The sequence below is a fragment of the Pelagimonas sp. genome (assembly GCF_058892305.1).
Genome location: NZ_JBZXVN010000032.1, coordinates 75,777 through 95,473, shown reverse-complemented (window position 1 = coordinate 95,473; position 19,697 = coordinate 75,777). Strand labels below are relative to the sequence as shown.

Annotated in this window: 18 protein-coding genes and 1 riboswitch; of the genes, 6 read left to right on the top strand and 12 right to left on the bottom strand. The window is 54.8% G+C overall.

The genetic code is table 11. The features are described from left to right. The first annotated feature begins 217 nt into the window (after positions 1–217). Positions 218–652: a globin family protein gene (locus AC5EFR_RS13985; RefSeq protein ID WP_493576404.1), complete on the top strand. Its 435-nt coding sequence runs from the start codon at positions 218–220 to the stop codon at positions 650–652. Here the strand turns inward: AC5EFR_RS13985 and AC5EFR_RS13980 are convergent. After that, positions 644–1,261, bottom strand: a complete 618-nt coding sequence (locus AC5EFR_RS13980; protein WP_493576403.1) for a class I SAM-dependent methyltransferase — start codon at positions 1,259–1,261, stop codon at positions 644–646. The two genes, AC5EFR_RS13985 and AC5EFR_RS13980, sit on opposite strands and share 9 nt — an antisense overlap. Before the next feature lie 237 nt (positions 1,262–1,498). Here AC5EFR_RS13980 and AC5EFR_RS13975 point away from each other — a divergent pair, with 237 nt between their 5' ends. Continuing rightward, on the top strand, positions 1,499–2,731 hold the full coding sequence (locus AC5EFR_RS13975; RefSeq protein ID WP_493576467.1) for a lytic murein transglycosylase: 1,233 nt from the start codon (positions 1,499–1,501) through the stop codon (positions 2,729–2,731). A gap of 171 nt (positions 2,732–2,902) precedes the next feature. On the opposite strand, the gene AC5EFR_RS13970 is transcribed toward AC5EFR_RS13975, so the two are convergent. The 3 genes from AC5EFR_RS13970 to thiB are packed head-to-tail and all read right to left on the bottom strand — an operon-like array spanning position 2,903 to position 6,079. Further along, positions 2,903–3,574, bottom strand: coding sequence for a thiamine ABC transporter ATP-binding protein (locus tag AC5EFR_RS13970; RefSeq protein WP_493576402.1), 672 nt, complete (start codon positions 3,572–3,574; stop codon positions 2,903–2,905). Positions 3,575–3,590: 16 nt separating this feature from the next. Continuing rightward, positions 3,591–5,111: a thiamine/thiamine pyrophosphate ABC transporter permease ThiP gene (locus tag AC5EFR_RS13965; protein WP_493576401.1), complete on the bottom strand. Its 1,521-nt coding sequence runs from the start codon at positions 5,109–5,111 to the stop codon at positions 3,591–3,593. Next, entirely contained in the window at positions 5,087–6,079 is a 993-nt protein-coding gene (gene thiB, locus AC5EFR_RS13960; protein WP_493576400.1) for a thiamine ABC transporter substrate binding subunit, read from the bottom strand. Before thiB ends, AC5EFR_RS13965 begins: the two co-directional genes overlap by 25 nt. Before the next feature lie 46 nt (positions 6,080–6,125). Further along, a riboswitch (TPP riboswitch) is annotated at positions 6,126–6,225 on the bottom strand. A gap of 103 nt (positions 6,226–6,328) precedes the next feature. Here thiB and aroC point away from each other — a divergent pair. Further along, the gene (gene aroC / locus AC5EFR_RS13955; RefSeq protein ID WP_493576399.1) at positions 6,329–7,435 is read left to right on the top strand and encodes a chorismate synthase; all 1,107 of its coding nucleotides are present in this window, start codon (positions 6,329–6,331) and stop codon (positions 7,433–7,435) included. A gap of 12 nt (positions 7,436–7,447) precedes the next feature. Here aroC and AC5EFR_RS13950 read toward each other — a convergent pair whose 3' ends face one another. Then, entirely contained in the window at positions 7,448–9,523 is a 2,076-nt protein-coding gene (locus AC5EFR_RS13950; protein ID WP_493576398.1) for a methyl-accepting chemotaxis protein, read from the bottom strand. Between the two features lie 75 nt (positions 9,524–9,598). Beyond that, positions 9,599–10,501 (bottom strand): DMT family transporter, encoded by a 903-nt coding sequence (locus AC5EFR_RS13945; protein ID WP_493576397.1) that lies wholly within the window; start codon positions 10,499–10,501, stop codon positions 9,599–9,601. 137 nt (positions 10,502–10,638) lie between these two features. Here AC5EFR_RS13945 and AC5EFR_RS13940 point away from each other — a divergent pair, with 137 nt between their 5' ends. Beyond that, entirely contained in the window at positions 10,639–11,103 is a 465-nt protein-coding gene (locus AC5EFR_RS13940) for a YbjN domain-containing protein (protein ID WP_493576396.1), read from the top strand. Positions 11,104–11,248: 145 nt separating this feature from the next. Here AC5EFR_RS13940 and AC5EFR_RS13935 read toward each other — a convergent pair whose 3' ends face one another. The 5 genes from AC5EFR_RS13935 to groES all read right to left on the bottom strand — a co-directional run bounded on the left by AC5EFR_RS13935 (position 11,249) and on the right by groES (position 15,793). Then, positions 11,249–12,364, bottom strand: a complete 1,116-nt coding sequence (locus AC5EFR_RS13935; protein WP_493576395.1) for a site-specific DNA-methyltransferase — start codon at positions 12,362–12,364, stop codon at positions 11,249–11,251. Positions 12,365–12,468: 104 nt separating this feature from the next. Further along, entirely contained in the window at positions 12,469–13,080 is a 612-nt protein-coding gene (gene rnhB / locus AC5EFR_RS13930) for a ribonuclease HII (RefSeq protein ID WP_493576394.1), read from the bottom strand. 26 nt (positions 13,081–13,106) lie between these two features. Next, the gene (locus AC5EFR_RS13925) at positions 13,107–13,436 is read right to left on the bottom strand and encodes a hypothetical protein (RefSeq protein WP_493576393.1); all 330 of its coding nucleotides are present in this window, start codon (positions 13,434–13,436) and stop codon (positions 13,107–13,109) included. A gap of 352 nt (positions 13,437–13,788) precedes the next feature. Next, positions 13,789–15,435, bottom strand: a complete 1,647-nt coding sequence (gene groL / locus AC5EFR_RS13920) for a chaperonin GroEL (protein WP_493576392.1) — start codon at positions 15,433–15,435, stop codon at positions 13,789–13,791. A 70-nt stretch (positions 15,436–15,505) separates the two neighbouring features. Continuing rightward, positions 15,506–15,793, bottom strand: coding sequence for a co-chaperone GroES (gene groES / locus AC5EFR_RS13915; protein WP_097805481.1), 288 nt, complete (start codon positions 15,791–15,793; stop codon positions 15,506–15,508). 249 nt (positions 15,794–16,042) lie between these two features. On the opposite strand from groES, the gene AC5EFR_RS13910 reads away from it, so the two are divergent. Both AC5EFR_RS13910 and AC5EFR_RS13905 read left to right on the top strand, forming a co-directional pair. Continuing rightward, positions 16,043–17,341 (top strand): metallophosphoesterase family protein, encoded by a 1,299-nt coding sequence (locus AC5EFR_RS13910; protein ID WP_493576391.1) that lies wholly within the window; start codon positions 16,043–16,045, stop codon positions 17,339–17,341. Between the two features lie 59 nt (positions 17,342–17,400). Then, a complete protein-coding gene (locus AC5EFR_RS13905) occupies positions 17,401–18,330 on the top strand; it encodes an L-lactate dehydrogenase (RefSeq protein ID WP_493576390.1) in 930 nt (309 codons plus the stop codon). Between the two features lie 15 nt (positions 18,331–18,345). On the opposite strand, the gene AC5EFR_RS13900 is transcribed toward AC5EFR_RS13905, so the two are convergent. Beyond that, the gene (locus tag AC5EFR_RS13900; protein WP_493576389.1) at positions 18,346–19,626 is read right to left on the bottom strand and encodes a DEAD/DEAH box helicase; all 1,281 of its coding nucleotides are present in this window, start codon (positions 19,624–19,626) and stop codon (positions 18,346–18,348) included. Positions 19,627–19,697 lie beyond the last annotated feature (71 nt).

The following is a 19,697-nucleotide window of genomic DNA, read 5'->3' as shown; positions in this document are numbered from 1 at the left end:
TTTGGCTCCTCCGTAAGCGCGACGCCCGCGACTTGGGACTTCGGTTCCAAAGGGGGCGGCTTTGCCAGCAGATCACACGATCCGCTTTACGTTGTCACCGCCTACGTCACGTCAGGAGTTTGGCGAAACCTTACGTTACCTTAACCTAAGTCAAGATAAACTATGCCGTTATGTATACATACCGATTATCATTCTCACATTTTTCAGTACGAGTGACATGCTAACATTTGATCCAAGTTACCTGTTGGAACACGTCCCGAAGGTGTTCCAAAAGAAGGGCCAGTTTCGGGATGCCTTTTATGGCAAATTGCTTGAACAAGCTCCCGAGCTGCGGCCGCATTTTGACCGGTATCCAATTGCAAAAACTCATATGATGGAACGGTTTATGATGGATTTGGTCAAATCCGCATCGACCGGTATCGGCATTGCCGATCTTGCAACCAGCTTTGCCGCCTCGCATGGGAAATTCAACCTTGTGGACCGTCACTTCACCGCCTGTGAAATCGCTATGAAACATGCGTTTTCACAGGTGAGTCAGGAACAATCTTCGATCCCCACCGATGCGGAACTCAACTTTCATATGTTCCTAGAGATCGTCTTTCATGAGTTGCGTAAAGCCAGTCAGAGCGCCGGGGAAGCCCCGCTACCCTGACCGCTTACGCGCGACGATAAAGCGGCTGATGTTCTGCTTGGGAAAGAACATCATCTCTTCTACGTCGAACCCGGCGTCAACCATCATCGCCTTTAACCGGTTTGGCCGAAAGGAATGAACCGGTTTGGGCGCTTTGCCGACCAGCTGCATTAACGCGATCAATGGGATGAACCATGGCTTGTTGCCCAAACAGGGGGTCTTGGAAATGAACAATCCGCCTTCGGGCAATTGGCTATGCACATGGGCCAGCGTCGCCACGGGATCGGCGACCAGATGGATCAGGTTGAACGCCAGAACCACATCATAGTTCCCCGGCGCGCGCCCGGCGTCGGCCACGTCAAAGGTTAGGTTTTCAACGCCGTCCCCCACACGCTTTTCATTGGCGATTTTGATCATTTCGCTCGAAATATCCGTGCCCGTATAGTGCCCCGCCGCATCGGCGAGTTTGAGCGCGGTTGTCCCGGTGCCACAGCCGATCTCCAGCACCGACATGTCGGGCGTGATCAACTCGCGCACCCGCGCCAGCGTCGCCTCGTAAGCGGGCATGTTGCCAATTGGGTCATTGGCGTATTTGCGGGCGATCTTGTCCCAAAACTGTGCGTGTTCCATCGAGTTGTCCTATGCGCTGTGTTCAAATCTGACTGGGGCATAGTTAGGCACCCTGCGTGGGTATTGAAATTGCCGCATTTGGCAGAGGGCCCATGCAATTCTGCATGTATCACCGCACAGCTGTCCAAAACCGGCCAATCCCCGCCACCGCGTTGCCCTACTCCTTAAAACCTCTGGCAAAACTGGCCAACCTGTTCACAATGGGGGGAAATCCCCTGTTTCGGAGTCTCATTGGTGATGCGTTTTCTCATTCTCGTCCTGTGCCTGACCGTCGTCCCGGCCTTGTCTTCGGCCCAGGATCGCAAGGCCGTTGAGCGGCAATTCCAAACTTGGTTGCAACAAACCATTTGGCCCGCTGCGCGCAAAAAGGGCGTGTCGCGCGCCGTCTACGAGGCGTCTTTGTCTGGTGTGTCCTTGAATTGGAAGTTGCCCGGTCTTGTGCCGCCGGGCGCAAAATCCGTACCGCGTCAGCAATCACAGGCTGAATTTGGCGCGCCATCGCGCTATTTCCGCCGTCAGTCCATTGATGGGGCTACCCGTGGTGGTCGCCAAATGGCCAAGGCCCACGCCAAATCCTTGGCCGCGGCGGAACGCAAAACCGGGGTGCCGGGGCGGATTATTCTCGGCATTTGGGGGCGTGAAAGCGGATATGGCAAGGTTCCGATACGCCACAACACCTTTGAAGTCCTTGCAACCAAAGGGTTTATGAGCACCCGAAAATCCTATTTCACCGGCGAACTCATCGCGGCGCTGCAAATCGTGCAGGCCGGGCATATTCGCGGCCAAAACATGAAAAGCAGCTGGGCGGGGGCCCTTGGTCAGCCGCAATTTATGCCCTCCAGTTTCCTCAAATATGCCGCCGATGGGAGTGGCGACGGACGCGCCGATATTTGGAGCTCCGAAGCGGATACCATCGCCTCGATTGCCAATTACCTCAAACGCCATGGCTGGCAAAAGGGTCGCGATTGGGGGTTCGAAGTCACGGTTCCCGCGACGGTCTCTTGCGCGCTCGAAGGGCCGGATCAGGGCCGGAAATTCCGGGACTGGGCCAAGATGGGGGTGCGCCGCACATCTGGAAAACCCTTTCCAGATAATGAGTTACGCCGCGAAGGCTTTTTGCTAATGCCCGCCGGTCGTCACGGTCCGGCCTTTGTGGTCACGCCGAATTTCTACGTGCTGAAAGACTACAACACCAGCGATCTCTATGCGCTTTTTGTGGGTCATGTCGGGGATCGTATCCAATACGGTATGGGCGATTTTAGCGCCTCGTGGGGCAAGATTGACAAGATGCTACGCTCGGACATCGCCGCGATGCAACGCGGACTTGAGGCGCGCGGCCATGATGTGGGCGGGGCCGATGGCCTTCCCGGCTACAAAACCCGCCGCTCCATTGGGCGCTGGCAAGAGGCAAACGGCCAAACCGCCACCTGCTTTCCCCGTGCAAAAATGAAAACACAACTCTCGCGTTAGGTGAGACGGCTGGCCACTCCCCCTTAGCCAAAGCTTACGTGACAGGTTTCGAACCCACAAAATCCTATCGAAGGTGCCTCAAATGCCGGACGAGACGCGAAAATAGATTGCAACGGTTTTCTGATTTTTCGAAATGCCTATAACAGTTTAGCAGGTCCGTTGGGCCAGCGTTCAGTTTTGTCCGACATACTCTTGATAGGCCTCGGGAGGATTGGCGAAAAACGCAGCCGTCGCCACCGGCAAATGCACCTTGTCATCGGCGATCAACACAACATCTTCGGCAAAACGGCGGGCATCACTCGGGTCATGGGTGACCATGACCACCAAAGCTCCCAAATTACCCGCCACGTCACGGACCAGCCCAAGCATCTCGGCCTTGAGAGCCGGCCCAAGTGCCGAAAAGGGTTCGTCCAAAAGGATAATGGGGCGCGCCTGAAGCATCACACGGGCAAGCGCCGCACGGCTTTGTTGACCTCCGGACAAGGTTCCGGGTTTGCGGCCCGAGAACCCCGCCAATCCAACCCGCTTGAGCGCCCCTTCGATGCGCACGCGATCTTCTTCACTGGCCCGCTGCCCATTTGGTTTGAGTGCCAAAAGCAGATTTCGAAACACCGTCAGATGAGGGAAAAGATTCCCGTCCTGAAACAAGATGGAAACCGGGCGTTTTTCTGGTGACAATGGCGTGAGGTCAGTGCCACACCATCCAATCTGACCGGCACGCAACGGGCGAAACCCAGCGATCACATCCAGTAGGGTCGATTTACCGGCCCCCGACGGCCCCAAGATGGCAACGCGGCGTCCCGGGGCCAAGGATAGCGTGCCCGTCAGCGCGCTATTGTCCATGTCAACGGCTAGGTTTTCAAGTGTCAGCACCTACGCGCCCCCCTCGGTCAAACAGCCAAAACAGCCCAAAACTCAGGATCAACAAAAGCAAAGCCGCACCGGCTGCGGCCTCCATTTGGTAGGCCCCCATCAAACGGTAGACTTGCAAAGGCAATGTCGCCCGATCCGGATCGGCAAAGAGCGCAATGACCCCTAAATCCCCCATCGCCAAAGCCGCCGTCAAGCCCGCAGCGAACCCCATGGGCCGACGCAACCGAGGCAACCAGACAAGCGCCACCCACGCCCAAATCGACAGGCGCAAGGTTTGCCGCAACCGGCCAAAATCTTGCTCGATCGCCTCGGCCTCGGGGCGCAAAATCCGCAGAGCAAAGGGTAAGGCCATCATGGCATTCACCACGGTTGTAACCGGCAAGGCCATCGTGAACGGGTTCACAAACGGCCGCAAAATCAAGAACAGGCCCGTGCCAATGACCAGTGGCGAAATTGCGATCGCCGCGACAGATAGCAGCTCTCCCTTGCGATTTGCCAAGGGCAACGCCCAAGTCATGGAGAGAGCGGTTGAAGCCAGCGCGACCAAGACGGAATGCTTGGCTGCGGTCCATGTCCCCTGCCCCGCACCCGCAAAAAGCCCCGGCATCCCTTTGAGAACAACCAGCGCCAAAGGCACCAACAAAAACGCCGCCGCTAGAAAAATCCAAATCATATCAATGGTTCGCGCCATTGCGCTTCGGCCATCCCATCGCGGAACTTGCCGACCACGCCCGACACCAAACCCCTGCGACGGTGCCAATTTCAGAGCGATCAACCCGGCGACCGTTGCCAAGCCGAGCTGCATCAAGGCCAGCATAGCCGCCCGACCAAGATCGAAATCAAAACGCATCGCTTGATAAATGGCGAGTTCAACGGTGGTGGCCCGCGGCCCACCGCCAAGCGTTAGGGCAACAGCAAAACTTGTGAGGCAAATGACAAAAATCACCGCAAAGGCACCGGGAGCAATCCGGCGGATCAACGGCCATTCCAGCGATAGGAACTGGCCCCAGGGTGTCAAACCAAGCGACGCAGCCAAGCGAAACCGTTCACCGGGAATAGCAAGCCAAGCCTGCAACAGCATCCGGGTTGCCAAAGGCAGGTTGAAGAAAACATGGGCCAAAACCACGCCATGCAAGCCATAAATATCAAGGCGGGGGCCACCGAAAGCCGCAAGGGCGCTATTCAAAATCCCGTTTTGTCCAAAGACCGCGATCAATCCCATTACGGCAACAATCACCGGCAAAATGAATGGGGCCCCGAGCAACGAAATCAAAAGACGGCGGCCAAAAAACTGACGCCGAGCCAAAGCGCGGGCCACCGGAATAGCAAGCAGGGTTGAGAAAAATCCGGAAAGGAGAGCCTGCCAAACGGTGAATTGCAGGGCCTCGAAATCACCGGGCCGAAAGGACCCAAGCCCTCCGGCCCGAATGAGCACAGCCGCAATTGGCCCTAGCGTCATAACCGCCAGAGCCAATGCCGCAATTATTGAGACAGCGCGCTGCGCCATGCCTCAATCGCCGTATCACGCAAAGCTGCCGCTTCGGTTTCATCATAGAACAAGACCGTTTCCGGCAGGTCGAGTTTTTGGAAACCTTCAGGCCATTGATCCTTGGGAAGGGCTGCGGGAATCGACCAATTGCCGGTCGCAATCATGCCTTGAAAGTCTTGGCCCAATACAAATTCCATGAATTTGTCAGCCAGTTCCGGTTGATCAGTCGAGGCCACTTTGGCCGCCAATTCGACCATGAAATAGTGACCTTCCGGGAAGATAGCGGCCTTTTTCGTCTCATCACCTTCGGCAATAATGTGGTAGGCGGGGGATGTTGTGTAGGACAAAACCATGTCGGCTTCGCCATCTGTGAACATGCCATAGCTTTCCGACCAGCCGCGCGTCACAGTGACGATTTTCGGAGCCAGTTTCGCCCATGCATCGGACGCTTTGTCCCCGTAAACAGCGTTCACCCAGAGCACCAATGCTAGGCCCGAAATCGAACTGCGCGGGTCTTGGATCACAAGGCGCAAGTCGTCGGGCGCGTCCAAAAGGTCATCAAAACTTGTCGGTGCGGTTTCGATTTTTGTCGTATCGTAGATGAACGCGGTGTGACCATAGTTGAAGGGCAGGAACGTGTCGTCGGTCCAATCAAGCGGCAAGGTCAGCCCATCTAGTGCGACGTTGTGCGTCGCAAACAGGCCGGATTCGCGTGCCTTTTTGGTGACATCGGTGTTGAGGCCAATGACGATATCGGCTTCGGTTTTATCACCTTCGAGCAGAATGCGCGGCAAAAGATCACCGGGTTTGAATTGCAAATCACAGCTGCACTTCGCCTCGAAGAGTTCTTCGATTTTAGGACCAGGGCCCCATTCGGAGACGAAATAATCAGGGGCATAAACAGTCAGCACAGGTGCGTCGGCCAGAGCAAAGCTGGCTGTCAGACATCCTGCAGCAAACGTGAAGGCCTTCATGGGCGTTTTCATGGGCTTCCTCCAAGTATGCGGCAGATGGGTTGGTTCAGACCGCATGTTGCATGGTCCCGACCTTCCCTCCGCCGGTGTTATCCGGGTCAGGTTCTACGGGTTCGCATACGCATCTCAGCCTGTGTTTGGCACCCCGAGGTGGCGGCGACGCTAGGAGGAAGCCCACAGATGTGCAAGCGAAAACAGCGCGATTGGGCTTGAGGATTGGGCCACTCTGACCTAGGAAACCAAGGCAAAGGAGACCCGCGCATGAGCCTCAACACATTTGGTCATCTGTTCCGTGTAACCACCTGGGGTGAAAGCCATGGGCCGGCCCTAGGGGCAACCGTTGACGGGTGTCCCCCAGGCGTGGAAATCACTGAAGACATGCTTCAGGTCTGGTTGGATCAACGTAAACCCGGTCAAAACAAATTCACAACACAGCGTCGTGAACCGGATTCCGTACGCATTCTTTCAGGGGTTTTTGAAGGCAAAACCACGGGGACGCCTGTCCAGTTGATGATTGAAAACACCGATCAACGCTCAAAAGACTACTCCGAGATTTCGCAAAAGTTTCGCCCGGGCCATGCAGATATAACCTATTGGCAAAAATACGGTATTCGCGACTACCGAGGCGGCGGCCGGTCCTCGGCCCGCGAAACAGCGGCGCGCGTTGCCGCCGGCGGTTTGGCGCGCGCGGCCCTTGCCCATCTTCTCCCCCAAGTGGAGGTGAAAGGGTACATGGTTCAAATGGGTCCGCGTAAGATTGATCGCAGCCGTTTTGACGACATGGCAATTGATAAAAATCCGTTCTGGTGCCCTGATGAAACGGCCGCCAAGGATTGGGCAGATTACTTGGATGGATTGCGTAAATCCGGCGACAGCGTTGGGGCCGTTATCGAAGTTGTGGCGCGGGGCGTTCCAGCAGGTTTAGGGGCCCCGATCTATGGTAAGCTGGATACAGATATCACCGCTGCGATGATGTCCATCAACGCTGTGAAAGCTGTTGAAATCGGCGATGGTATGGCTGCAGCGGCCTTAACAGGGACTGAAAATGCTGATGAAATCAGCATGGGGTCGGATGGTCCGGTATTTTCGTCAAACCATGCGGGCGGTATTCTCGGTGGGATTTCGAGTGGGCAAGAAATCGTTACGCGATTTGCTGTGAAGCCAACCTCATCTATCCTAAACACACGCAAAACCATTACGAAGGATGGGCAGGATACCGACATCATTACCAAAGGTCGCCATGATCCATGTGTTGGAATTCGGGCTGTCCCGGTCGGCGAAGCTATGATGGCCTGTGTTATACTTGACCACCTATTGTTGCACCGCGGTCAAGTCGGTGACGCTGGGGGCCAAATCGGCCCCCAATAACTGTCTTTAACGTTAGAATTCTTTCCACTGATCTGCATTTGAAGCAACCGGTTGGTGAGGTTCCATTGGCTCGGGTTCAGTCACACCTTGATCTTGTGGAGCCCAGGTATCTAGTTCCGCATCTACAAGAGCAGTGTGAACTGGCTGCTCTTCCCAACTCGTGTTTGGTTCGTCGACGATTTCTAAGGTCGAATCCAACGGCATCGCCCCTACCTCAAGGTCCTGATCATATAGTTCGGGCTCATCAGGAACGCCTGCTTGGTCACTCACCAAAACAGTGCTGTCAGCTTCAGACCCACCGCTATGGGGGGCAAAAGGCTCCGGGGATGAAACCGCTGGAGTTTCGTTGATCTTATTTTCACCAGCAAAGCTTTCGAGCAAATCGGTGAGACGAGACGCCTCATGGCTCAATTCCTGGCTCGAAGTGGTGGCATCTCCCACCATTGCTGCATTTTGCTGGGTCACTTTATCTAGCTCAGCAACCCCAACATTGATTTCTTTGACCGCACCGGCCTGTTCACGGGCAGAAATTGCAATACCTGCCACCATCTCAGAAACGCCGGTCACACTTTCAACAATTTGTCCCAAAGTGACTGACGTCTGTTGTACTAGCTTTTCTCCATCTTCGACTTGCGCTGTGCTATTCAGCACCAAGTCTTTGATTTCACTTGCAGATTCTGCTGACCTTTGGGCCAATCCACGGACTTCCGACGCAACGACCGCAAATCCTTTACCGGATTCACCGGCTCTGGCAGCTTCGACCCCTGCGTTGAGGGCAAGCAGATTTGTCTGAAACGCGATATCGTCAATGACACCGATGATCTGAGTGATTTGTTCCGACGACTTCGCGATGGAGCTCATTGCCTCCATTGCTTGTGTCATCACTTCTCCACCTTCCTGTGCGCGGCGACGCCCTTCAACAACTTTCTCATCCGCCTCTTGGGCACGCGACGCGGCACATTGCACACTTTCTGACAATTCATCTAACGCGGCAGCAGATTCTTCCAAAGTTGCGGCTTGGAGTTCGGCGCGTCGTGACATTTCGTTGGACATGTTAGACAGCTCACGAGAATTGTCTTCGACGGTTTTTGCACTGTTACGCAAGGACCCAACTAGCTCTTCCAAAGTTGTGGCCAGCCCATTGAAATCCTCGCACAAGTTCACATAGCCTTCGCCCAAATCACCCCAATCGTCACTTGCAATGCGATCTTCGAGGTCACCATCCTTTAGGTTACTCATTGCTGATCCGAGCGCTTCGAACAACTCAGCGCGGCGATCATTTTCCGATTTGACGCGTTTGGATGCCGCGTCCCCTTTTGACAGTTTGACACGCAGGACGTCCAGCTGCCTTGCAATTTCACCCAACTCATCTTTGCGCTCGATATCGGGAACATCGGTGTCGTATTTCTTGTCAGCAATTTGCCCAACGGCGACTACAGATCTCTGAATTGGATTGGCGAGCTTGCGTCCAAACAAAAGCGCCAGCCCAAACCCCGCAACGATTGAGACAACCAACGCTCCGACAACAATCACAGAACTTGTGTCAACAATATCCAGCATCAGCGTATTTGAGCGCTGTGCGTTCTCCATGAGGAGAATGTGTTCCGCCTCAAGGGTTTCGAGGCTCGCTTGTAGCAGGGGGATAACGCGATTGCGAAAATCTCTTGATCTTTCATGGCCAAGCGCCTCGCGAATATTGGGGACCTCTTGATGGAGGCCTGCAAGGTCCGACTTGGTCGCCGTCAGAGGTTCAACCGCCTTATTATAGATGGCGTAGTCAGACTGATGCTCGGCCATCACGGACAAGGCTTTGTCCAAACCCGAAACTGCGTCGGCCAGGCTCATGTCGAGATCATCAAAAGCAGTCGGTTCGCCGCGATCAATCATCAAAATACTAAGGAGCGCAAATTCCGCACTTGAAAAGGCACCAGCAACACTCGCATCGATTTCTGCGGCATGGCTTGTTTTTTGAACAAGCCCGCCAACACGCGTATTGGTTACCAAGGAAATGATTGCACTGCACACCATCAAAGCAAGAAATGCCCCCGCAAAGGCAAATACTTGTGTCCGGATCGAAAACCTGCTCATTATCTAATCCCCGTTTCGGATGCAGTTGATTGGCACCATGGGTACGGGTAGGCAGTTAATAAAGGCTGGACACCCTCACGTTTGCGCAGGAGATTTGTCTCGCATTTTCCGTATTTCACTGACACGAGACATCTGGACAGCCAAAATCCCACCAGCGATCACGATCACCCCGATAATATCAGTGCTTCTCAAGGTTTCCCCCAATAGCAACGCCGCAAACGCAACGCCTAAAAACGGATTGAGAAAGTGGAAGGTTGCAGCGCGAACGGCACCGATCCGGTTAACCAGCAAGACCCAAATCGACGTTGCCGCGAGTCCGGGCACCAATGTTGTATAGACAAACGCGGCTATAAGCTCCGGGGACCACGTGACCTTGATCTCTTCCAAAACCAGCCCAAAAGGCCACAACGCGGCGCTTCCAATCAACATTTGCAAGCCGACGATCATCATATAGTTGCCGCCCGATAACGCGCCGCGCAATGACATGGTTGCGATTGTCAGGGCCATCACCCCGATCACACAGAGCAAAATACCCATGCCATCAACACCGCTGCTGAGACGTGTTCCCATAATCAAAGCGACGCCAATCATGCCGCCAATCAGGCCAATCAATGCCATCGGTTTGGGCGCGTCACGCAAGAACAGCCACCCTGCCAAGGCAACCAACAAGGGCATGGTTGATGCGACAATCGCCGCCAAGGATGCCTCAACCCATTGCATTGCAACGAAATTCAACCCAAGATACAACGCGTTCTGACACACACCAAATATGATGGTTGCCCGCCATTGCGCCGGCGTTAGCTTCCATGTCTGGCCCATCAACCGGGCGATGAAAACGGCGATCGCCCCAGATATTAAGAACCGAAAGGCAAGCGCCGATAGTGGCGGTGCCGATGCGACGATTATGCGTGCAGAGGTAAAGGCCGACGACCACATCGCGGCGAATGCCAACCCCATTAATAAAGCACGTACATCCATATAGCCTCAGTAGTGTGAAAACCCGCAGGTGAAAAGCACCTTTGAAAGGAAGGGTTTACCGGAATTGCGCGCGCGGGCTCACGTTGTTAGGCTATATTCACAATTTAAGGATAGTTTCAAAATTGGAAGGTCACGCCATGCGCAACATTTTGATTTCAGCAGGTTTTTTTCTGCTCCCGCTCGCTGCTGCTGCCCAATCGCAAGTTGATGCATCGGATGCCAACGCCTTGGCCAACTTGTTAAAGGCCGAAGGGTATAAGGTTGATGTCACGACCGACAAGGTTGGCGACCCATTGCTCAAGGGCAAACTTGACGGAACCAATTACGACATCTTCTTCTATGACTGCACCAACAATGCCAATTGTCGGACCATTCAGTTTCAGGTTGGCTATGACATGACCAATGGCATGTCGTTGCAACGCGCCAATCAGTGGAACTCTGACATGCGTTACGCCACGGTTCATCTCGACAACGAAATGGACCCGTTTTTGCAGATGGACCTAAACATTGATTATGGCGTGTCGGCAGAGAACTTTGTCGATAACTTCAAAATGTGGTCCAACGTTTTGGGCCAATTTGAAGATTTCATCGACTGGAACTAATCGCCCCGTCGGCGTCAAAAACCGTATCGCACCGAAAAATGCCCCGCCTGCCAAGCAAGCGGGGCCAGTAGATGCCTGTGATGGCTCACATGGCACCGGCGGTGTTCTTAAAAATCTTGGGTTTGACGCCTTAGCCTACGCTCGATTAATTCGGGCGTTCGCTCATTTCGGCGCGAATTTGTTGACGCAGGATGTCAATCGGAACGGTTTTGCCGTCGCGTTTGAAGCACCAGTAGGTCCACCCGTTGCACGATGGCGCGCCTTCAAGCTTGGCCCCGACCTGATGGATCGACCCTTTGATGTCGTCCCCAATCAAGGTGCCGTCAGCGCGGACCTTGGCCTTGTGACGCCCGTTCATCGACCATAGCTGTTCACCCGGGCGCAGCATACCGCGCTCCACCAGCTGACCAAAGGGCACACGGGGTTCGGCGCGTTTCGACGTCGAAACCTGAAGCGCGTCTTTATCAAACTTGCGGATGTCGTTGATACGTTTTGTGGCAACCTTGCGGTACTGTTCTTCGCGCTCGATACCGATCCAATCGCGGCCAAGCATCTTGGCAACGGCACCGGTTGTGCCTGTGCCAAAGAACGGGTCAAGCACAACATCGCCGGGGTTGGTTGAGCCAACCAGAACACGGTGCAGAAGGCTGTGGGGTTTTTGCGTCGGATGGGCCTTGTCGCCATCCTCGTTTTTGATGCGCTCGCCACCGTTACAGATTGGCAGAACCCAGTCGCTGCGCATTTGGATACCTTCGTTCAGCGACTTGAGCGCCTCATAGTTGAAGGTATATTTGCCCGCTTCGGATTTAGACGCCCAAATCATGGTTTCATGCGCATTGGTGAACCGTTTGCCGCGGAAGTTCGGCATCGGGTTCGACTTGCGCCAGACAACATCATTCAAAATCCAGAAGCCAGCATCCTGCATTTTGGCTCCGACACGGAAGATGTTGTGATAAGAGCCGATCACCCAGATCGCCCCGTCGGGCTTGAGCAATCGGCGCGCCGCCTTGAGCCAGTCTTGGGTAAACTTATCGTAGGCGGCAAAACTGCTGAATTGGTCCCACTCATCATCCACGGCATCAACCTTGGAATTGTCCGGGCGGTGCAGCTCCCCTTTGAGCTGCAAATTATAGGGCGGGTCCGCGAAAATCAGGTCGACAGAATTCTCGGGGAGGCTGTTCATAACCTCCACGCAGTCTCCTGCTAGAATCGTGTTGAGAGGGAGCGCATTTGCGCTCGTCATCTTGGTCATTTTCGTCATTCTCTGCCTCTGTCCCTGCCGTGTTTTCACGGTCGTTGGTTGAGTACAGGATGATTCATTGATGATTCGCGGTCAAATTCTTTATTAAATCAGGCCCTTACGATTTACTCTTGATACAAGATATTGTGCACCGGTTTGAAGGACCGTCTATGATGTGGGGTTACCCCAAGATTTTGCAGTGCAGATTTGTGACATTTTGTGGGGTAACCGGCGTTCTTTTCCCAACCATAACCTGGGTAGTGTTGCGCGATCTTGATCATGACATCATCTCGCCACTTTTTGGCCACAATTGACGCCGCTCCGATGGTTTGCGAGAGAGAGTCCCCCTTGACGATTGCAGTGGCCGGACAAGAAAGCCCCTGAGGCAACCGATTCCCATCAACCAAAAGGTGGTCAGGACGAATCGGCAGGCCATCAACGGCCCTTTTCATTGCCAACATGCTTGCCTGGAGGATGTTGATTTCGTCGATTTCTTCGACTGTTGCTTCGGCGATCGAGAAAACCGCCGTTTCACGAATGAGCTTGTCCAATGCTTCGCGCTTTTTCGCAGAGAGCTTTTTGGAGTCTGTTAGCCCCTCCGGGATATTATTAGGGTCCAGGATCACCGCACAGGCCACCACAGGGCCCGCCAGAGGGCCACGGCCCACTTCATCAACCCCAGCAAGCCGCACACCGCGCGCATGGTAAGGAACATCAATGTTATCTGTGTTGGTCATAAGACCAAAAAGCGCATCACTCTCGCTTAGGCAAGAGCGCCTTTGTCTTTCGGTTCCTTGCCTTCGAGAACGACAGCAACCAAAGAAAGTACCGCAACCTCTTCGCTTGTGTCGCGACCATTGATGCGCTCAGACAGCTGCATACGCTCATCAAGGGACAGCGGGATCAACAGCGGCTCAGAAGACCCCGTCGGAACATCAACCACCCAATCAAGATCTTCCTTCAGCGCTTTTAACAAAGATTGCCGCACCAGATAACCCATGGGCAGATTTGCCGGTGAAATCGCCAAAAGTTGCCGCCGCATCCCGTCCGGAACGCTGACCATCAGGCCTTTTCTGAGATTGTGGCAACTCATGTCTTCCCCCAAGCCTCATTCTCCTAGGCAGTGTAGGTTAACAGAATGCCTTCAATTGGAGAAGATACAAGGACGATTTTGCGACGGCGAATTTGTTGACGCCACCCGCACGTCACAACTCTTAAGTCGCAGGGGTTTGCATCTATCTCAACAAAAAAGGCCCCCAAAAGGGAGCCTTTGTCGATCGTGACGCTTGGCCATCGGTTGGTAGCGCTCGTGATAAAGGCCCCGATGGGGCCTTTACACTGTCGCATGTCGACAGAATTCCTAAAAGGAATTCGTCTGTCCTTCTCGGCAGGCCTTCGCAAAGCAAGGCCGCCTGTCAGGCTGCACAGATCAAAAGATCTGTTGCTTACATCATGCCGCCCATGCCGCCCATGTCGGGCATGCCGCCACCTGCTGGCATACCGCCGTCTTTCGACGGTTTGTCGGCAACCATGGCTTCGGTGGTGATCAGCAGACCAGCAACCGAAGATGCATCTTCGAGAGCGGTACGTGCAACTTTGGCAGGGTCGATAACGCCGAAGGAGAACATGTCGCCATATTCTTCGGTCTGAGCGTTGAAGCCGAAGTTGTTGTCTGTCGACTCGCGCACTTTGCCCGCAACAACAGCACCGTCAACACCCGCGTTCTCTGCGATCTGACGCAGAGGCGCTTCGAGAGCGCGGCGAACAATTGCGATACCGGCGTTCTGGTCAGCATTTGCGCCTTCCATGCCTTCGAGAGCTTTGCCAGCCTGAACCAGAGCAACACCACCACCAACGATGACGCCTTCTTGAACAGCCGCGCGGGTTGCGTTCAGAGCATCGTCAACACGATCTTTGCGCTCTTTAACTTCAACCTCGGTCATGCCGCCAACGCGGATAACGGCAACGCCGCCAGCCAGTTTCGCAACACGTTCCTGCAGCTTTTCACGGTCGTAATCAGAAGACGTTTCTTCGATCTGAGCGCGGATCTGAGCAACACGCGCTTCGATCTCTGCTTTTTCGCCAGCGCCGTCCACAACAGTGGTCTCGTCTTTGGTGATCTGAACTTTCTTGGCGGTGCCAAGCATGTCCATGGTCACGGATTCGAGCTTCATGCCGAGGTCTTCTGCGATCACTTGGCCGCCTGTCAGGATCGCGATGTCCTGCAGCATGGCTTTGCGACGATCACCAAAGCCAGGAGCTTTGACAGCAGCAATTTTCAGGCCGCCACGCAGTTTGTTAACAACCAGAGTTGCCAGCGCTTCGCCTTCAACGTCTTCGGCAATGATCAGCAGTGGCTTTTGCGACTGGATCACTTGCTCGAGCAGAGGAACCATTGGCTGCAGCGACGACAGTTTCTTTTCGTGCAGCAGGATCAGGCAGTCTTCCAGCTCGGCGGTCATTTTGTCAGCATTGGTGACAAAGTATGGCGACAGGTAACCGCGGTCGAACTGCATGCCTTCAACAACGTCGGTCTCGGTTTCGAGGCCTTTGTTTTCTTCGACGGTGATTACACCTTCGTTGCCAACACGCTGCATCGCGTCTGCGATTTGCTGACCGATTTCGGCTTCGCCGTTGGCGGAGATGGTGCCAACCTGAGCAACTTCGTCGCTGTCTTTAACTTCGCGGGCCATGCCCTTGATGCCGTCAACAACTTTGGCAGTCGCAAGATCGATGCCACGCTTGAGGTCCATTGGGTTCAGACCGGCTGCAACCTGCTTGAGACCTTCTTTGACGATGGCCTGAGCCAAAACTGTCGCGGTTGTTGTACCGTCGCCAGCTTCGTCATTGGTGCGCGAGGCCACTTCTTTGACCATCTGTGCGCCCATGTTCTCGAACTTGTCTTCAAGCTCGATCTCTTTGGCAACAGAGACACCGTCTTTTGTGATGCGCGGTGCGCCGAACGATTTGTCCAGAACAACGTTACGGCCTTTGGGGCCCAGTGTTACTTTAACAGCATCTGCGAGGATGTTGACGCCTGCCAGCATACGGTTGCGGGCGTCGGTATCGAATTTCACGTCCTTAGCGGCCATGTGTATTCTCCTAAGAATTCATATAGATGTTGGTCAGAAAGGATGGCGCAAACCGCCATCAAGCCATCGTTCAGCCGATAATGCCGAGGATGTCGCTTTCTTTCATGATCAGCAGCTCTTCGCCGTCCAGAGTGATCTCTGTACCGGACCATTTGCCAAACAGGATGGTGTCACCCTCTTTAACGTCCATTGCGATGCGGTCGCCGTCTTCGTCACGTGCGCCTGCGCCTACGGCAACAACTTTGCCTTCAGCGGGCTTTTCTTTTGCGCTTTCAGGGATGATCAGACCACCGGCGGTCTTTTCTTCACCTTCCAGGCGGCGAACAACTACGCGATCGTGAAGCGGTGTAAATGCCATTCTTCGAGTCTCCTTGGCTCAAAGTTATCCTCTATAGACCCCCTGTTGAGGGCCATTAGCACTCATCAAGTGCGAGTGCTAACGGTGCATAGCTAGGCAGCGGATTGGAGCGAGTCAACATCTTGTGAAAAATTTTCGACTCTATTTGATCCGGCTCGACGCAGGCACTTGCCGTGCACACATCATAGACTGGCGACGAATCAACTTTTGGTGGATTGTGGATATATTGAAACAGGAAGGAATTGCAGAATGTCTCTCTGGAAAATTGTTGCTTGTCTTCTTCTCACTGCCGGGGCTGCAAAGGCTGAAGATACCTTTCTTGCCTTAAGTGACGTTCATTATGGGGTTCGCGCCATCTCTGGAAAATGGGGACATGGCAACGAAACCAGTTTGGTTTTGTGGCAGAACGCCCAAGCCAAAGCCATCGACCTCATTGCCAAACAAGCACCCAAGTTCACCGTGTACCTTGGCGACATGCCCGCCCATAGCGAACCCGAAGCAACGCGGAAACAGGAATTCACCACGGTTTTGGGCGGATTGGCGCATATCGCGGGCCCGTCGCATCGCTTGTATTTCCTGCCCGGAAACAATGACACCAATGCCGGCGACTACTGCCAATTCACAGATAACCAAGACGAAACCCCCTTCGCCTCCGCGCATAGCGGCAATTGGCCTGCGCTAAATGCGATGGACACATTGATTGATCGCTCGGGCTTGGCGCAAGGGTACTATTCCGCCTACCCATTGGGTAAAAACGACACGTCATTACGTTTGATCACGTTGAATACCGTGATGTTTAACGCGAATTACGGGCACGGTTTCCATTGGACCCCCTGCCAGCCATATATGACGGATGCCGAAATACAGATGGCAGCCAGTATCCAACTCAGCTGGCTGGCCCAGCAGCTGGCAGATGCTCAGGCAAATAACGAACGCACACTCATTGCGATGCATGTTCCGCCGGGGATGGATGGCCATGGCGGGTCACCTATGTGGAACCCTGACCTGACGTACCACGACCCAACCCCCCCAAAGCTATTGTCGACTGTGACAGCAAGCGTCCCCAAAGGCTCGTCGGTTGAAACCATATTCAGCGAGGTGATCTCAGCCTATTCGGATCAAATCACCGGGATTTTGACGGCCCATACCCATCTGGACGACATGCGCCGTTTGTGGACCTGCAAGGGTGACTTGGTGGGTTTGGCGATCGGAATCCCTGGTATCACCACCGACCATGGCAACAATCCAGCTATGAAACTGTTCAGTTATGACAGTCGCAAAAACATCACCGACGCCACGACCTATTATGCCAGCGAAACCACCGGCCACAATTGGGTCGATGCCAATCGCTATGGGTTTTCAAAAACCTACTGCCCACCTTCACAGGATTGTGCGGGTATGGATCTGTTCTCGATCATATCCGCCTGGCCGAAGTCGCAGACTCAAAAACTGGCCAAACGCATGGAACAGGTGTTGAAAACCAAACGTAGCCCTGTCAGCGGGCGCTATTATGCACAGGCAATGGACGCTTACCCGCAATGTGATTAGGATCAATGACAGCGCTAACAACCCTTTCTAAGACTGTGTCCAACTAAGGGGAGTACGCCATGAAAATCGGAATTGTAGGGGCCGGAATGGTCGGATCGGCCGCGGCGTTTTCTTGCGTCATGCGCGGGGCGGCATCGCGGATTGTATTGGTCGATCTCGACAAGGCCCGCGCCCGCGCCGAGGCCGAAGACATCGCCCATGCGGTGCCCTTTGCCCACGCCGTCCAAGTGGACGCGGGTGACTACGCCGACTTGGCCGGTGCGGGTGTTGTCATCTTAGCCTGCGGGGTCAGCCAGAAACCCGGCGAAACCCGTCTGCAATTGTTGGACCGCAACGCCGAGGTGTTTCGATCTGTGGTTGGTGAGGTCATGGCGATCTGCCCCAGCGCGATTTTGTTGGTGGCGTCGAACCCCGTCGACATCATGGGCCAAATCACCCAACGCCTGTCTGGCCTGCCCCCGGACCGGGTGATCGGATCGGGCACTATTTTGGACACGGCACGGTTTCGGTGGTTGTTGGGGCGTCATTTGGGCATCGCGCCACGGTCAGTGCATGGTTATGTCCTTGGTGAACATGGCGATTCCGAAGTTCTCGCGTGGTCATCGGCGCGCGCTGGATCAGCCTCGGTTGCCAGCTTCGCAGCCCAAGTCGGCAATGCCATAACCGAAGATGTCCGCCAAACAATTGACTACGGCGTCCGCCATGCTGCCTATACGATCATCGAGGGCAAAGGCGCAACGTGGTACGGAATCGGGGCCGGTTTGGCCCGCATCGTTTCGGCAATCACATCGGATGAACAGGCGGTTCTGACCGTTTCCGCGGTGTCCGATGTTTTGGGCGTGCGTGATGTGGCCTGTTCGGTGCCACGAGTTGTCGGGGCGCAAGGGGTGAGCGCAGAGTTACTCCCGGACCTCTCAGACAAAGAAACCGAGGCCCTAAGAGCCTCGGCTGAACTTTTGAAAACAACAGTGGAGCAGGTGTCGCTCTGACCCCTGCCCTATCGGTTAACGACGACCAGAGCGGCGACGTTTCTGACCACTCGATGGGCGACCATTGTTGTTGGCTGGCTTGCCACCACCGCTACGATGACCACCGCCACCACCACGGTTGCGACCACCGCCGCCACCGCGTTGTTGCTTTGGGCGATCAACCGGCTCTGGTTCCACACCTGACGCCACCGGAATGTCGATCTTCATCAACTTCTGGATCTGGCGCAACAACAGGACTTCGTCAGCGGCACAGAATGCAATCGCCTGACCATCACGGCCCGCGCGTGCGGTCCGACCAATCCGGTGCACATAGTTTTCGGCAACCTCAGGCAGGTCAAAGTTCACCACATAGGCCACACCGGGAATGTCGATCCCCCGCGCGGCGACATCGGTGGCCACAAGGATATTGATCTCACCGGCGCGGAACGCTTTGATGGCACGGTCACGTTGGCCTTGGCTTTTGTTTCCGTGAATAGACGCGGCGTTGTATCCATCGGCGACAAGCCCCTTCATCAGGCGTTCAGCCCCATGTTTGGTGCGCGAGAAAACAAGCGTCAACGCATTGGGATCATCCGACAGGATTTCACGCAGCTTGCGCGGCTTGCCCGCCTTTTCGACGAAATGCACCGATTGGGTGACCTTGTCGGCGGCTTTGCCGGGGGGCGACACCTGAACCTTTTTCGGGTCGTTCAGATAGGCGCGGCTCAGCTCTTCCATCTGTTTTGGCATCGTCGCCGAAAACAACATGGTCTGGCGTGGGGTGCCAAGCGCCGGGGCAATTTTGCGCAGCGCATGGATAAAGCCCATGTCGAGCATCTGGTCGGCTTCGTCCAAGATCAGATGCTGAACCGCCTTAAGATCAACGGCGCGACGATCCATCAGGTCAATCAAACGCCCCGGTGTCGCCACAAGAACATGCGTGCCACGCGCAAGAACCTGGATCTGTTTGTTGATTGATTGACCGCCAACCACGGTTGTCACCCGGATCGGTGTCTTGGAGGTCAAAACCTTGAGGTTGTCGGCGATCTGATTCACCAATTCCCGTGTCGGGGCAAGGATAAGCGCCCGCGCGGTTTTGGGATCGGGCTTGCCATGAAGGCCGAGCAGATGGTTGACCAAAGGCAAGCCAAAGGCCAGCGTTTTGCCGGTTCCGGTTTGGGCAAGGCCCATGATGTCATGCCCGTCAAGCGCCAACGGCACAGCTTGGGTTTGGATAGGTGTTGGTTTTTCGAAACCCGCCGCTTCCAAAGCAGCGTTCAGTGCGGGCCGCAGGCCCAGTTCGCTAAAGTCGAACAAATGGAATTCCTTTACTGGCCCCATCGGCCCTATGCCAAATGGGACAGAGATACACAGCCACACAGGAACGT

What these genes read in the sequence shown, in the direction of transcription:
- AC5EFR_RS13985 (WP_493576404.1), top strand. Translation starts at nt 218, where the DNA reads ATGCTAACATTTGATCCAAGTTACCTGTTGGAACACGTCCCGAAGGTG.
- AC5EFR_RS13980 (WP_493576403.1), bottom strand. Translation starts at nt 1,261, where the DNA reads ATGGAACACGCACAGTTTTGGGACAAGATCGCCCGCAAATACGCCAAT.
- AC5EFR_RS13975 (WP_493576467.1), top strand. Translation starts at nt 1,499, where the DNA reads ATGCGTTTTCTCATTCTCGTCCTGTGCCTGACCGTCGTCCCGGCCTTG.
- AC5EFR_RS13970 (WP_493576402.1), bottom strand. Translation starts at nt 3,574, where the DNA reads ATGGACAATAGCGCGCTGACGGGCACGCTATCCTTGGCCCCGGGACGC.
- AC5EFR_RS13965 (WP_493576401.1), bottom strand. Translation starts at nt 5,111, where the DNA reads ATGGCGCAGCGCGCTGTCTCAATAATTGCGGCATTGGCTCTGGCGGTT.
- thiB (WP_493576400.1), bottom strand. Translation starts at nt 6,079, where the DNA reads ATGAAAACGCCCATGAAGGCCTTCACGTTTGCTGCAGGATGTCTGACA.
- aroC (WP_493576399.1), top strand. Translation starts at nt 6,329, where the DNA reads ATGAGCCTCAACACATTTGGTCATCTGTTCCGTGTAACCACCTGGGGT.
- AC5EFR_RS13950 (WP_493576398.1), bottom strand. Translation starts at nt 9,523, where the DNA reads ATGAGCAGGTTTTCGATCCGGACACAAGTATTTGCCTTTGCGGGGGCA.
- AC5EFR_RS13945 (WP_493576397.1), bottom strand. Translation starts at nt 10,501, where the DNA reads ATGGATGTACGTGCTTTATTAATGGGGTTGGCATTCGCCGCGATGTGG.
- AC5EFR_RS13940 (WP_493576396.1), top strand. Translation starts at nt 10,639, where the DNA reads ATGCGCAACATTTTGATTTCAGCAGGTTTTTTTCTGCTCCCGCTCGCT.
- AC5EFR_RS13935 (WP_493576395.1), bottom strand. Translation starts at nt 12,364, where the DNA reads ATGACGAAAATGACCAAGATGACGAGCGCAAATGCGCTCCCTCTCAAC.
- rnhB (WP_493576394.1), bottom strand. Translation starts at nt 13,080, where the DNA reads ATGACCAACACAGATAACATTGATGTTCCTTACCATGCGCGCGGTGTG.
- AC5EFR_RS13925 (WP_493576393.1), bottom strand. Translation starts at nt 13,436, where the DNA reads ATGAGTTGCCACAATCTCAGAAAAGGCCTGATGGTCAGCGTTCCGGAC.
- groL (WP_493576392.1), bottom strand. Translation starts at nt 15,435, where the DNA reads ATGGCCGCTAAGGACGTGAAATTCGATACCGACGCCCGCAACCGTATG.
- groES (WP_097805481.1), bottom strand. Translation starts at nt 15,793, where the DNA reads ATGGCATTTACACCGCTTCACGATCGCGTAGTTGTTCGCCGCCTGGAA.
- AC5EFR_RS13910 (WP_493576391.1), top strand. Translation starts at nt 16,043, where the DNA reads ATGTCTCTCTGGAAAATTGTTGCTTGTCTTCTTCTCACTGCCGGGGCT.
- AC5EFR_RS13905 (WP_493576390.1), top strand. Translation starts at nt 17,401, where the DNA reads ATGAAAATCGGAATTGTAGGGGCCGGAATGGTCGGATCGGCCGCGGCG.